We start from the raw sequence: 13308 nt of genomic DNA, 5'->3' as shown, positions 1-13308 counted from the left end.
CACGCTTAAAAATGCTGTTGACGTAAAATGAACACGAGTGTTCAATTGATCCATGAGGTAATCCTGGAGAGAGAACCGTGGAATCCCTGAATCCAACACAGCGCCGCATTCATCAAGCTGCCTTTCGCCTGTTCGCCGAGAGAGGCACCTCCCAAGTGAACATCCTTGACCTCGCGCAAGAGGCAGGCGTGGCGCGCGGAACGATTTATAGCAACATCGACAGCATGGAAAGCCTGTTCGAGGCGGTCGCCAGTCATCTCGCGAGGGAGATGCATGAGCGCGTCAACAAGAGCTTCAATTCCCTCTCCGATCCGGCTCAGCGCCTTGCCAATGGCATTCGGTTCTTCATTCGTCGAGCTCATGAGGACTCCCAGTGGGGGGCGTTCATCCACAAATTCGCCATGAGCAATTCTTCGTTGCGCGAAATGTTCAGCAGCCAAGCGACTACGGATCTTCTGAACGGACTTTCCACTGGGCGCTACACGTTTGCGCAGGAGCAATTGCTCTCGGTACTGACGCTGATATCGAGCAGCGTTCTTGGCTCGATTTTCCTGGTGCTGGAAGGTCACAGAACGTGGCGAGAGTCGGGCTCTGATACCGCCGAGCTGGTACTGCGGGCATTGGGTGTGCCGCCAGAGGAGGCGCGTGCGTTGGCGACCATAGAGTTGCCGGTACTTCCGTCTCTCGACTGAGTTCGTAACTGGCTTAACTAGACAAGCCCCTGATTTTTCGGGGGTTCGGGACAGCTTTGCCCTAAAAACCCGGAAAACAAGAACAATGAACAACAGAAATGAATTGCACCGGTTAGCGACACAACAACCCGCCCGGCATCCGCAGCCGACGGTCAAGGCCCAAGCGCTGACTCACCTGATCTTTCAGAGACCAGACTTGAAGGAGGCAGCGCGTTTCCTGACCGATTTCGGCTTGACGGTAAGTCGGCAGGACGCCGATACGCTCTACCTGCGCGCCACCGAGCCCACTTCATACTGTTACCGTATCCATCTTGCAGAACAGGCACGTTTTATCGGATTCGGGCTGGCAGTGCAGTCTCGTGAGGATCTGGAAAAGCTCACCCGAATCCCAGGTGCTTCACCRGTAGCGAAATCAGACCATCCGGGTGGCGGGTACTTCGTCAGACTGACCGATCCTTCCGGTTTCACGGTGGAAGCTGTCTGCGACCAGACCCCAGGTAAAACGCTGGCACACCGGGCACCGCTTGCCTGGAATCTGGCGCACGAGCAACCGCGAATCAACGCCACGCAGCGTCCGCCGATTGCTCCCCCTGAAGTACTCAGGCTTGGCCACATCGTGATCGAAGTGGCTGATTACCAGGCGACTTGTGCCTGGTATACGCAGCATTTCGGGTTTATTCCCAGCGATGTGCAAGTACTCCCCGACGGCACGCCTATCGTCGCTTTCATGCGCCTTGATCTTGGTGACATTCCCGCGGCACACCATACGCTCGCGATAGCGCAAGGGTTCATGGCGACCTATAGCCATAGCGCCTATGAAGTCGTCGATGCAGACGCGGTGGGAATGGGGCAGCGCTTCCTGCGGGAGCGGGGTTGGGAGCATTCATGGGGAATCGGCCGACACATTCTGGGCAGTCAGATCTTCGATTACTGGCAGGACCCATGGGGCGATAAGCACGAGCATTACTGCGACGGGGATATTTTCACGGCCAGTCGGCCGACGGGGATTCATCCGGTAAGCCCCGAGGCCATGGCCCAGTGGGGGCAGCGCATGCCCAAGAGTTTTACAAAACCCAAGATAAGTTTAACCAGCCTGCGTGCGCTGATCCGCAACCTGCGACGCAGCCCGGACTTAACCATTCGCAAGTTGATAACACTCATGCGGATGTTCGGGTAGAGCTGCCGCCATGTCGGGCAACTCAACCCAGTATGGCCGGCGAGACGTGCTTATAGCCGGCGCCTTGATCGTCGGCGGCTCGTTTATCTACAGCATCGCCAGCCCACCCACAGAACAACACCTCAGTTCTCGTGCCACCGAACGCGGGACAAACGCCGCTCCAGGAGTACCTTCAATGTCTGCTGTACACGTAGTCCGCTTTGAATTTCAGAACGGTATCCACTGGGGCGTGCTTCGCCAGGGTCGTATCACGGTGGTTCCCGGTGCTTTTGAAACCACCGGTGACTTCATTCGCCAGAACAGTATCGACGACCTCGCTCAATTGAAAGGCCCTGAGCTGGAGGAGGGCGAAGTAAAGCTGCTGTCGCCGGTGACCCGTAACCAGCAGTTCCTCTGCCAGGGCGCCAACTATCGACAGCACATGATCGAGTCGGGCATGGACCCGGATGCGAAGAAATTCAACATGATCTTCACCAAGGCGACGAGTTGCCTGGTAGCGGCTGACAGCGACCTGGTCAAGCCGCGCACCGTGCGCTTCCTCGATTACGAAATTGAACTGGGGCTTGTGATGAAACGCGCGATCACCGGCGCTGTTTCTATCACCGACGCCAATCTGCATGAGTTCATTGCAGGCGTCGTCATTGTCAATGACTACTCGGCTCGTGACATTCAGATTCCCCAGATGCAGTTCTACAAGGGCAAGAGCTTCCGCACTTTTGGTCCGGTCGGTCCCTACCTCTGTCTTCTGGATGCCAAGGACATGCATTACTTGAAAGCACTGCAGCTGCGCCTGACAGTCAACGACCAGGTTCGCCAGAGCGACAGCACGGCCAACCTGGTTTACGGTCCGGCTGAAACCCTTACTGAACTCTCCTCAGTGCAAGATCTCGCCGTTGGAGATCTGATCGCTACCGGTACTCCCGCGGGCTGTGCGCTAACGATCCCTTCACCTGCGAAACAGCGCATTGCGGCCCTGATGCCAGAAGCCACCAAGTGGAAACTTTTTCTCAAGGCGCAGGAGAGCCGGCCGCAATATCTCAAGCCCGGTGACGTGGTCGAGGCGCGCATTCGCAGCGCCGATGGTGTGGTCGACCTCGGTTTACAACGCAACCGAGTCGTGGGGGAAGCCTGATGATTGTGCAGACCCTGGACGACATCGAAAGTCTGGAACGAGTCCCCTTGTCGGAGCGTGACCTGGCTTCCAGTACTTATGAAGCGCTGCGACAGGCGGCCGAGTACACCCCCCAGGCACCGGCGCTAAGTTTCTTCGCCGATGCCGCCGATTTCAAACGCACCTACGAGTGGAACTACTCTCAGCTATTCGCGGATATCACCCGCGCGGCAAATGCCTTCCATGACCTGGGCATAAAACCGGGTGAGGTGCTTGCCTTTATCCTGCCCAACCTGCCGGAAACCCATTTCACTATATGGGGCGGGGAGGCAGCCGGCATCGTCATGGCGATCAATCCTCTGCTCGAGGCCAGGCAGATGGCTGGCTTGCTGAATGCCGCGAAGGTATCCGTGGTGGTAACGCTTGCGCCGACTGCGGGCAGTGATCTGTGGCCCAAACTGTCTTCGCAGCTGGATCAGTTACCCACGCTCAGGTCTGTTGTTTGGGTCAGCATGGAGCCCTATGTCGCCGAACCTGTGCGTGGGGCTCTAAAGGCCGTGGCACTGAAGGAGCGAGGCTTACACAGGGGTATCGTGATCCACGATTGGCAATCGCTGATGAATACTCAGCCGCACACACACCTGAAAAGCGGTCGGCAAATACGCCAGGATGACTGCTCCTCCTACATCTGTACTGGCGGCACCACCGGGCTCCCCAAGATCGCCGCGCGTACCCATGGTTCGGAAGTATTCAATGCATGGGCTGTATCCGCTCATTTGCAGCCACGCAGTGGTGGTCAGGTTATCTTTTGTGGCCTGCCGCTATTTCATGTCAACGGACAACTGGTTACTGGACTGACGCCTTGGACTCAAGGCGACCATGTGATCCTCGGGACGCCTCAGGGGTATCGTGGCGAGGGGGTGATCCCACGATTCTGGGAGATGGTCGAGCACTTCGGTATCAACCTTTTCTCCGGCGTGCCAACTGTCTATGCAGCACTTCTGCAAAATGAATGGCAGGGCCGCGACCTGTCCAGTCTTCGCTTTGCAATGTGTGGCGCCGCACCCATGCCGGCTGAGCTTTTCCGTGAGTTCGAGCGCCGGACCGGGGTAAAGATCCTTGAAGGTTACGGTCTTACTGAGGGCGCCTGCGTCTCCTCAATCAATCCACCCCATGGCGAGCGCCGTATCGGCTCCATCGGGATACGGATTGCCTACCAGAATATGCGCGCGGTCCTGCTCGATGACTCTGGAGAGTACCTGCGCGACGCTGACGTGGATGAGATCGGCCTCATCACGATCAGTGGTCCGAATCTCTTCGAAGGCTATCTGGAGGAGCGTCATAACCAGGGCCTCTGGATCGATATCGACGGTCAGCGCTGGCTGAATACGGGCGACTTGGGTCGCCAGGATGCACAGGGTTACTTCTGGCTGACCGGACGCAAGAAAGAGTTGATCATCCGCGGCGGCCACAATATCGATCCCAAGCAAATCGAGGAGGCACTGCAGGCGCATCCCGCCGTCGCCCTGGCCGCTGCGATCGGCAGCCCCGACGCCTATTCGGGCGAGGTGCCGGTCGCCTACGTTCAACTGCGCCCCGGGCACACCTGCAACGCAGAAGAACTTGAGTCGTTCGCTCAACTCAACATCAGCGAGCGGGCTGCAGTTCCCAAGCGCATTGAAATCCTCGAAACGTTGCCACTGACTGCCGTGGGCAAGATATTCAAGCCCGCCTTGCAGCAGCGCGAGATTGCCAGGGTAGTCCAGCAGGAAGTGGAGCTTCTGTGTCTGCAGGAGATTGCGGTAGAAGTGGTGCAGGATGGTCGTCGTGGGCTAGTCGCATGCATACGGGCTGGGGCCGATGAGAAAAACCTGGCCCGCCTTTTGGGTCGCTACAGCTTTCAAGTGGAATGGCTTAAATGAGCCCGAATTTGCCACCGTAAACCCAACAAACATGCCTTGGCGCTGTTCCGCCAGGGTCTTTACACAACTTCGGTCAACTTCAACTGGCACTGACAAGTGCACAGGAAGGCGAAGCCTTGCCTGCGTGCAATCAAAAAAATAATAAAGAGGTGGAAAATGAAACTGAATAGCCGTGCGATTCCTTATTTCTCCGCTCCGCGAGCAAGTGTTGCCTGGATTAAGTTTACCGGCGCCATTGCAATACTCACCGCCTCAGCAACCGCGGGCGCCAATGGCATTGCCCTTAATGAACAGAGTGCAAGCAGTGCGGGTACTGCGTATGCGGGAAGGTCGTCTTCCGCGTTGGACGCCAGCACTATCTTTGGGAATCCTGCGGGCTTGACCAAGTTGAAGCGTAGTGAGATTTCCGGCGGAGCCGCGGTCGTCTCGGTGAGCGACGACATTAGTGATGCACAGAGCAGTGCCTCAGGAACGAATAAAGGGGACTCGGTACCTTTGGGGGTCGTGCCCTTCGCCTATATGTCGACGCCGCTTGACGAGCGTTTTTCGATTGGTCTGGGCCTGTATGCTCCGAGTGGCCTGATCAATGATTACGAGGGCTCTTTTCAGGGCCGCTACCATGGTTCCTATAGCACGACCAAAGAAATAACCCTGCAGCCCACCATTGCCTATCGGATTAATGATTACGTGTCCATTGGAGGCGGACCGACCATAAATCGTTTCAATGCAAAGCTTCAGAATTACCTGGCCACCGGCGCCCTGAACAACGGCGAGGACACACTGGTTACCATCAAAGGCGATGACACGGCACTTGGCTACAATGTCGGCATCTTGGTTGACTTCAGTGAGGCAACTAGTTGGGGGATTAACTATCACTCGAAGGTGAGCTATGAACTCGAAGGGCATACTGAGGTTTCCGGCTCCCCGAGCGTTATCCCGCTGGACGGAAAGTATGACAACAAGATAGACATCACTATGCCCGAATCAGTGGACACGTCCATCACCCATCATTTCAATAGTCGCTGGACGGGATACCTGGGGACCACCTGGAAACGTTGGAGTCGGATCCAGAAGGTCGAGGCAGTCAACAGCGGTCTTTCCCCCCTGGGCCAGGCGGCTGGCCTGGGACGTGTGACCGAAGAAATGAACTGGCGCGACACTTGGGCCACCGCAGTTGGCGCCTCCTATCAATTGAACCAACAATGGCTGTTGCGCGTAGGGTACGCCTATGATCCGTCGCCTATCAGGAATGCCGATCGCAGCGTGCGCGTTCCGGTTGGGAATCGCCAGGCCGTGACCTTGGGCGGTGCTTATTCGCCGAATGCCGATCTGACGATAGACTTTGCTTATGGTTATCTCTGGGATTCCAAAGTTTCCGTAAAACAGTCGAACAACTCCGGTCTTCAGCCTGAATACAGTGCCAAATATGACAATAGTGCGAATGGAGTTTCAGTGCAGGCAACCTATCGGTACTAATCGACAGAGCTCCATTTTTATTGGCGTACATTTGCAACACTCCTTCTGCTTACACAGAATTTAGTTGTGTTGCGTCGACCGGTTGAATCCACAGCCGACTGCCGCCTGTCGTGAGGGGCTGCAATCGACCAGAGGCAGACGGACTTGCCGTCCTGTCGGTAGTGACTGGGTGTTGCTATCGAACCTGAGCTTTCGCCGGGATCACCCACAACCCCAGAAAAGTCAGAACAGCAAAGCCGCTTCCCATCAGGAAGGTAGCTTGGTAGCCGACCGTATCCCACAGCGCCCCCGCGATGACACTAGCCAACAGCAAGGCTAACCCAGTCAGCAGATTGAACATGCCAAATGCCGTCCCGCGCAGTTCAGCCGGCGCGCAATCGGCGATCAGGGCGGCGAATGTCCCTTGGGTAAACCCCATGTGCAGCCCCCATAGAACGACACCGACGACCAGGCCGGCGATGCCCGGCGCGAACGCCAGCGTCAGATCGGCAGCAATCAGCAATATCAGACCTGCGCCGAGCACCGTCACGCGGCTGACACGATCAGACAATGCCCCGGCAGGATAGGCTGACAGCGAGTACGCCACTCCCATGAGGACAAGTACCGCTGGCGCCCACATCGGCGCCAGCCCAACGGCCTGGCCGCGCAGGATCAGAAAGGCTTCGCTGAAGCGCGCCAGGGTGAACACCGCAGCGACACCCGCCACCCACCAGTAGCCGGCGCCCAGTCGGGCCAATTCCCGCCGGCTCAAGGGCGTATGCACCCTTTGCGTCCCTTGTACCTGTTTGGGCTCACGAACGAACAAAAGCAAAACCGCGACGGCGAGGAAGGCCGGGATGACGGCGACCCAGAACACAGTCTTGAAGTGGTTCGCGGTCAGCCACATCAAACCAATCGCCAGCAACGGTCCCAGGAATGCACCAACGGTATCCAGAGTCTGACGCAGGCCGAAAGCCGCCCCCCGTATCGCAGGTGGCGTGATGTCGGCCACTAATGCATCACGCGGGGCGCCGCGAATCCCTTTGCCGATACGGTCGATAAAGCGCGCCCCGGTCAGCCAGTCCAGCGAGCCTGCCAAAGGAAAGATCGGTTTGGACAGCGCCCCCAACCCATAACCCAGCGCCGCAAGCAGTTTGCGCTTGCCCAATCGATCACTGAGTGCCCCGGAGAATACCTTGGTGATCGAGGCCGTTGCCTCGGCTATTCCTTCGATGAGACCCACTGCCAGGACGGAGGTACCCAGTACTGTCACCATGTAGAGCGGCAACAATGCATGGATCATCTCTGAGGAGATGTCCATCAGCATCGAGACGAAGCCTAGCGCCCAGATGCCGCCAGGCATGGTGCGCCAGACACTGCCGGTTGACGCCTTCCGGATTGGCGCAGCAGTTGAAGCACCGCCCGACTTGTCAGTGGTTTTCATCATGAGCCTCGACAACCTGTTTGGCATAGGCATCTGAAAGCGCTTCGCAATCCTTTAACCGCGTCGCGGCTAGCCGACTCCTATGAAGGCGGGAGTGAGAAAAGCTGAAAGCTGCGCAAGGCAGCCTTCAGCTATAAACCCTGTATACCGGGCAATAGTGACGCAGAGCGGAACGCCTACCAGATTGGTAAGGTGTAGCTGACGATCAAACGGTTTTCATCCAGATCGCTGCCAAAGTTGGTCGAACGCACAGTCGCGTTGCGCCATTTCACCCCGACGTTTTTCAGCGGGCCGCTTTGCAAGACGTAACCGATGTCGGTATCACGCTCCCATTCCTTGCCCTCTGGCCGGTTATTGCCCAGGTCAATGTTGTCGCCGTTGATGTAGCGGGTCATGAAGGTCAGGCCAGGCACCCCGATGGCCGCGAAGTTGTAGTCGTAGCGAACCTGCCAGGACTTTTCGTCCTTGCTGGCGAAGTCGCCGATCTGCACGAAGTTCACCAGGAACGCGTCGGCGCCGTTAACGTAAGCATAACCAGTGTCACCGCTCATGCCTTGATAGCCCAGGCCAAACGCGTGCCCGCCGACGTTATAGGTGAACATCGCACCGAACGCATTGTTGTCCACATTGCTGCCGCCATCGTCTGTAGAACGGGCGAAGCGCAGATCCGTCTTCAGCGACTGGCCCGTCGTGACCGGCAACATGTAGGTCAGGTTGACCAGGTGTTGACTGTAGAAGTTGTCGAGATGCCCATAGCTGTAGGCTGTAGCGAGATTGCTGGTCCATTTGTAATTCAGGCTGGCGAAATCGAATGTGTCGCTGGCGGCATTTTGCGTTGTGATGCCTTTGGCGCCAGTCCGGGTGATGCTCATGTCTTCGTAATTCGAGGAGTCGCGCTGATTGACCTGCGTCAGTCGCCCGGCATCCACCGTCAGGCCTTCAATCTCCAGCGACGTCAGCTGACCTCCCTCGAACGTTTGTGGCAGCAGCCGTGAATCGTTGGCCAATATCGTCGGCAGTTTAGGCATCAGCGTGCCGAGTTTCAGCGCACTCCTGGAAGCGCGTAGTTTGGCGGTAAGGCCAAGTTCGCCATACTCGTCCTGGGAACCATTGCGGGGGTTGCTATGGCGTTTGAGCAGGCCGGAACCCGCGCGATCAGGGCTGGAATCGAGCTTGACGCCTTCAAGGCCCAGGGCATCGAAACCCACGCCAATCAAACCTTCGGTGTATCCCGATTCATAGCGCAGCAGGAAACCCTGCGCCCACTCTTCTTGTTTGGATTGCGCGGCATTGGTTTGGCGAAAGTCACGGTTGAAGTAGAAGTTGCGCAGTTCAAGGCTGGCCTTGCTGTCCTTGATAAAGTCAGCAGCGGCCGGGGCTGAAAGGCTGATGACGCCTCCAGTGAGCAGGATTCGGGTAGCGAGAATGCGGGTGTTGCGGTCCATGGTGAAGCTCCTTTGTTTTTATTTTTGGAATCATGGGTCTGTCACCGGGCGGCTGGGGCTCGATGTCCAGGGGCCGTGCAGGTGTGAAGCAGCCCTCGCCAGCGGGGCGAGGGTTACTGGAAAAAAAACGCCAACGCCCAAAGAGAGGAGTTTTTTGACGCGGCGTCGGCTCAATCGTCAGAACTGTTCCGCGCTCAGGCCATACAACGAGGCACTGCCGGCCCGAACGGATTGTTCCAGGCTCAAAATGCGTGGTAGCAAGCGTTGGATGTAAAAGTCGGCGGTGGCGATTTTCGCGTCGTAGAAATCTTCGTCTTCGCCGCGTTTTTGCCCGGCAACCTGAGCCATGCGCGCCCAGAGCCAGGCGTAGGCGACGTAACCGAACAGGTGCAAATACTCCACCGAGGCTGCGCCGACTTCGTTGCGGTTGGTTGTCGCCCTGTCGTTTAGCCAGTCGCTGATGTCCTCCAGCCGCTGCACGGCATCGAGCAGCTGTGCGGCATAGGGGGCATCGGGCTGAGTGGCAAAACGGCGAATCTCGCCGGTGAATTGGCGAAGCACGACGCCTTTATCGGCGAGCACTTTGCGTCCGAGCAGGTCCAATGCCTGGATGCCATTGGCGCCTTCGTAGATCTGTGCAATGCGCACATCACGGACCAATTGTTCCTGGCCCCATTCGCGGATGTAGCCATGGCCGCCGAAAACCTGCTGGCCATTGATGCAGCTTTCCAGGCCAGTGTCGGTAAAAAACGCCTTGGCCACCGGCGTCAGCAGCGCAACCAGGTTCTGTGCTCTGTCGCGCTCGCAGGCATCGCAGGAAAACTTCGCCAGGTCCAGTTGTTGCCCGACATAACTGGCGAACGCGCGGCCGCCCTCGGTCATGGCTTTCATGCCGAGCAGCATACGCCGCACATCCGGGTGAACGATGATCGGGTCGGCCAGTTTGTCCGGGGCCACGGCACCGGTGGGTGCCCGACTTTGAAGGCGTTCGCGAGCGTAGGCGACGGCGCTCTGGTAAGACGCCTCGGCGCAGCCGATGCCCTGAATGCCGATGGACAGGCGTTCGTAGTTCATCATGGTGAACATCGCCGCCAAGCCTTTGTTCTCCTCACCGACCAGCCAGCCACTGGCGCCGTCGAAGTTCATCACGCAGGTGGCCGAGGCCTTGATGCCCATCTTGTGTTCGATCGAGCCGCAACTCACGGCGTTGGCAGCGCCGAGGGAGCCGTCGGCATTGACCAACACTTTAGGTACGACAAACAGCGAAATGCCTTTCGGACCAGCAGGCGCATTCGGCAGTTTGGCCAGTACCAGATGCACGATGTTCTCGGTCAGGTCCTGGTCGCCGCCAGTGATGAAAATCTTGCTGCCGGTGATCTTGTAGCTGCCGTCAGCCTCAGGTTCGGCGCGGGTGCGGATGAGCCCGAGGTCGGTGCCGGCATGGGCCTCGGTCAGGCACATGGAGCCGGCCCAACGGCCTTCATACATCGGTGGCAGATAGAGGTTTTTCAAGGTGTCGCTGGCGTGGGCGTCCAGCGCCAGGCAGGCACCGGAACTCAATGCCGAATACAGCGCAAAACTTGAATTGGCGCCGTAGAGCATCTCTTCGAATTGCACGGCGAGCATTTTCGGCATGCCCATGCCACCGAACCCGGGGTTGCCGGACAGTCCCACCCAACCGCCTTCGATGTAGGTAGCGTAAGCCTGTTTGAAACCGATGGGGGTGCTGACTCGACCCTCATGCCACTGCGCGCCTTCTTCGTCGCCGCTGCGATTGAGGGGCGCAATCAGGTGCGAGGTGACTTTCGCCGCCTCCTCAAGAATGGCGTCCGCCGTATCGGTGTCAATGCTGTCGGCCAGGGCCGGCAGGCGCGCCCACATGGCCGGGGCCTCGAACACTTCGTGCAGCACAAAGCGCATGTCGCGCAGCGGGGCTTTGAATTGGGGCATAAGGTAAACCTCGTTGGGACGGTTGTGTCATGGGCACAGCGCCGCACAGGCGGGCCGTGCCCCTTTAGTCAATGGCTGGAAGCGGCGGCAGCGCCGAGGCCGGTCTGAGCGCGAACGAATTGGTCGGCGTAGGCGTCACGCTCCTTGTCGGCGCGCGCACTGCGGTCGAGCCTGGACACCACGATGATCACCAGGAAGGCCAGCGGCATGGAGAACAGCGCCGGATGGTCGTACGGGAAGATCGCTTGCGCATGACCGAGTACAGTCACCCAGACCGGTGGCGACAGGATCACCAGTGCCAGCGCGCAGATCAGCCCGGCAAAACCGCCGAGGATCGCGCCTTTGGTCGTCAGGCCTTTCCAGTACATGGCCATGATCAGCACCGGGAAGTTGGTCGAAGCGGCGATGCCGAACGTCAGGCCAACCAGAATGGCGACGTTCATCTTCTCGAACACAATGCCCAGCACAATCGCGATGATGCCCAGGCCCACAGTGGCCATGCGGGTCACGCGCATTTCCTGCTTCTCGGTGGCGGTGCCTTTCTTGTACACGGTGGCGTAAAGGTCATGGGAAATCGCCGAAGCACCGGCCAGCGCCAGGCCGGACACCACCGCAAGGATGGTTGCGAACGCTACTGCGGCGAGGAAACCGAAGAACAGATTGCCGCCGACAGCTTTGGCCAGGTGCATGGCAACCATGTTGCCGCCGCCAATCAAGGCACCGCCGACTTCGCCATTGACGTAGTACTGCGGATCGGTGCCGATGATCACCATTGAGACAAAACCCAGGGTGCAGACCACGAGGAAGAAGAAACCGATGAAACCGGTGGCGTAGAACACTGACTTGCGGGCTTCCTTAGCGCTCGGCACGGTGAAGAAACGCATCAGGATGTGCGGCAGTCCGGCAATCCCGAACACCAGGCCCAGCGACATCGACACGGTGTTTATCGGGTTGGCGAGCAGAGAGCCCGGGCCCATGATGTTCCAGCCACTGGCGTGAACACTGACGGCTTTTTCGGCCAGGGTTTCATAGCTGAAACCGAACTGCGACATGGCCATGACCGCGAGGGTGGTGCCGCCGACGAGCAGCAGCACAGCCTTGATGATCTGGACCCAGGTGGTGGCGATCATTCCGCCGAAGATCACGTAGATCAGCATCAGCGCGCCAACGATCATCACCGCGACCGGGTAGTCGAGGCCGAACAGCAATTTGATCAGTTGGCCGGCACCGACCATCTGCACGATCAGGTAGCAGCACACCACCGTCAGCGAGCCGAAGGCTGCGAAGATCCGCACCTTGTTCTGGTCCAGTCGATAGGAAACGATGTCGGCGAAGGTATAACGCCCGAGGTTGCGCAGACGCTCGGCCATCAGGAAGGTAATGATGGGCCAGCCAACGAAGAAGCCGATGGTATAGATGAAGCCATCGTAACCCTTGGCGAATACCAGACTGGAAAGCCCCAACAGGGTGGCTGCGGACATGTAGTCGCCGGCAATCGCCAGGCCATTCTGGAACCCGGTGATACCACCGCCCGCCGTGTAAAAGTCCGAGGTGGATTTGGTTTGGCGCGCGGCCCACCAAGTGATGGCCAGCGTGCCGAGGACGAACACGAAGAACATGCCGATCGCATTCAGGTTCAGTGGTTGCTTTTCCACCGCGCCCATCGTCGGCGCGGCGAGTGCAATGGAGGCTGGCAGCAGACCGGTAGCGGCGAGGATCAGTTTACGCAACAGAGTCATCACTTGCTCTCCTCGATAATGGCTGCGCCCAGGGCGTCAAAACGGGTATTGGCGCTGTAGACATACCAACCGGTCAGTAACCAGGAAAACACGATGATTGCCGCGCCCACCGGCATGCCCAAGGTCAACATCCGATGTTCGCCCAGTGGTGCATGCAGCCACTGCGGGGCAAACGCCACCACCAGCATGAACAGGTAATAGGTGCCCAATACAACGGCGCTCAACGACCAGGCCAGGCGTGAACGGCTGCTCACCAGTTGAAGGAATTTCGGATTGCTCCGAATGCGTTCGCAACGTTGGGTATCGGTTGAATGGATGTCGGTCATTGGTAGCTCCACATTGTTTTTGTTGTCGTTGTGTAGGGGCAGGGCAC

The 13308-nt window shown here is 58.3% G+C and carries 10 protein-coding genes; 5 read left to right on the top strand and 5 right to left on the bottom strand.

The genetic code is table 11. The annotated features are described in order from the left end of the window. Window positions 1-77 precede the first annotated feature (77 nt). From AC1DVE_RS13650 to AC1DVE_RS13630, 5 genes are all read left to right on the top strand, one after another. The gene (locus tag AC1DVE_RS13650; RefSeq protein WP_477783973.1) at window positions 78-692 is read left to right on the top strand and encodes a TetR/AcrR family transcriptional regulator; all 615 of its coding nucleotides are present in this window, start codon (window positions 78-80) and stop codon (window positions 690-692) included. An 85-nt stretch (window positions 693-777) separates the two neighbouring features. Next, complete coding sequence (locus tag AC1DVE_RS13645) at window positions 778-1869, top strand: VOC family protein (protein ID WP_477783972.1); 1092 nt, start codon at window positions 778-780, stop codon at window positions 1867-1869. Between the two features lie 175 nt (window positions 1870-2044). Next, on the top strand, window positions 2045-3001 hold the full coding sequence (locus tag AC1DVE_RS13640) for a fumarylacetoacetate hydrolase family protein (protein ID WP_477783971.1): 957 nt from the start codon (window positions 2045-2047) through the stop codon (window positions 2999-3001). Beyond that, entirely contained in the window at window positions 3001-4902 is a 1902-nt protein-coding gene (locus AC1DVE_RS13635) for an acyl-CoA synthetase (protein WP_477783970.1), read from the top strand. Before AC1DVE_RS13640 ends, AC1DVE_RS13635 begins: the two co-directional genes overlap by 1 nt. Window positions 4903-5058: 156 nt before the next feature. Next, on the top strand, window positions 5059-6378 hold the full coding sequence (locus AC1DVE_RS13630; protein WP_477783969.1) for an outer membrane protein transport protein: 1320 nt from the start codon (window positions 5059-5061) through the stop codon (window positions 6376-6378). 175 nt (window positions 6379-6553) lie between these two features. Here the strand turns inward: AC1DVE_RS13630 and AC1DVE_RS13625 are convergent, their stop codons facing one another. The 5 genes from AC1DVE_RS13625 to AC1DVE_RS13605 form a co-directional block, all read right to left on the bottom strand. Next, window positions 6554-7801, bottom strand: coding sequence for an MFS transporter (locus AC1DVE_RS13625; protein WP_477783986.1), 1248 nt, complete (start codon window positions 7799-7801; stop codon window positions 6554-6556). Between the two features lie 176 nt (window positions 7802-7977). Continuing rightward, window positions 7978-9246 carry an OprD family porin gene (locus tag AC1DVE_RS13620; RefSeq protein ID WP_223455544.1) on the bottom strand — a complete coding sequence of 423 codons (1269 nt, stop codon included), beginning with the start codon at window positions 9244-9246 and terminating at the stop codon, window positions 7978-7980. Window positions 9247-9423: 177 nt separating this feature from the next. Further along, complete coding sequence (locus AC1DVE_RS13615) at window positions 9424-11196, bottom strand: acyl-CoA dehydrogenase C-terminal domain-containing protein (protein ID WP_223455545.1); 1773 nt, start codon at window positions 11194-11196, stop codon at window positions 9424-9426. Between the two features lie 68 nt (window positions 11197-11264). Then, complete coding sequence (locus tag AC1DVE_RS13610; protein ID WP_223455546.1) at window positions 11265-12935, bottom strand: cation acetate symporter; 1671 nt, start codon at window positions 12933-12935, stop codon at window positions 11265-11267. Continuing rightward, window positions 12935-13261 carry a DUF485 domain-containing protein gene (locus AC1DVE_RS13605; RefSeq protein ID WP_223455547.1) on the bottom strand — a complete coding sequence of 109 codons (327 nt, stop codon included), beginning with the start codon at window positions 13259-13261 and terminating at the stop codon, window positions 12935-12937. Before AC1DVE_RS13605 ends, AC1DVE_RS13610 begins: the two co-directional genes overlap by 1 nt. Window positions 13262-13308 lie beyond the last annotated feature (47 nt).

Source organism: Pseudomonas sp. P4_B4 (genome assembly GCF_056402255.1).
The sequence above is the reverse complement of the archived record's forward strand: the minus strand, read 5'-3'. Positions and strand labels throughout refer to the sequence as shown.

What these genes read in the sequence shown, in the direction of transcription:
- AC1DVE_RS13640 (WP_477783971.1), top strand. Translation starts at nt 2,045, where the DNA reads ATGTCTGCTGTACACGTAGTCCGCTTTGAATTTCAGAACGGTATCCAC.
- AC1DVE_RS13635 (WP_477783970.1), top strand. Translation starts at nt 3,001, where the DNA reads ATGATTGTGCAGACCCTGGACGACATCGAAAGTCTGGAACGAGTCCCC.
- AC1DVE_RS13630 (WP_477783969.1), top strand. Translation starts at nt 5,059, where the DNA reads ATGAAACTGAATAGCCGTGCGATTCCTTATTTCTCCGCTCCGCGAGCA.
- AC1DVE_RS13625 (WP_477783986.1), bottom strand. Translation starts at nt 7,801, where the DNA reads ATGAAAACCACTGACAAGTCGGGCGGTGCTTCAACTGCTGCGCCAATC.
- AC1DVE_RS13620 (WP_223455544.1), bottom strand. Translation starts at nt 9,246, where the DNA reads ATGGACCGCAACACCCGCATTCTCGCTACCCGAATCCTGCTCACTGGA.
- AC1DVE_RS13615 (WP_223455545.1), bottom strand. Translation starts at nt 11,196, where the DNA reads ATGCCCCAATTCAAAGCCCCGCTGCGCGACATGCGCTTTGTGCTGCAC.
- AC1DVE_RS13610 (WP_223455546.1), bottom strand. Translation starts at nt 12,935, where the DNA reads ATGACTCTGTTGCGTAAACTGATCCTCGCCGCTACCGGTCTGCTGCCA.
- AC1DVE_RS13605 (WP_223455547.1), bottom strand. Translation starts at nt 13,261, where the DNA reads ATGACCGACATCCATTCAACCGATACCCAACGTTGCGAACGCATTCGG.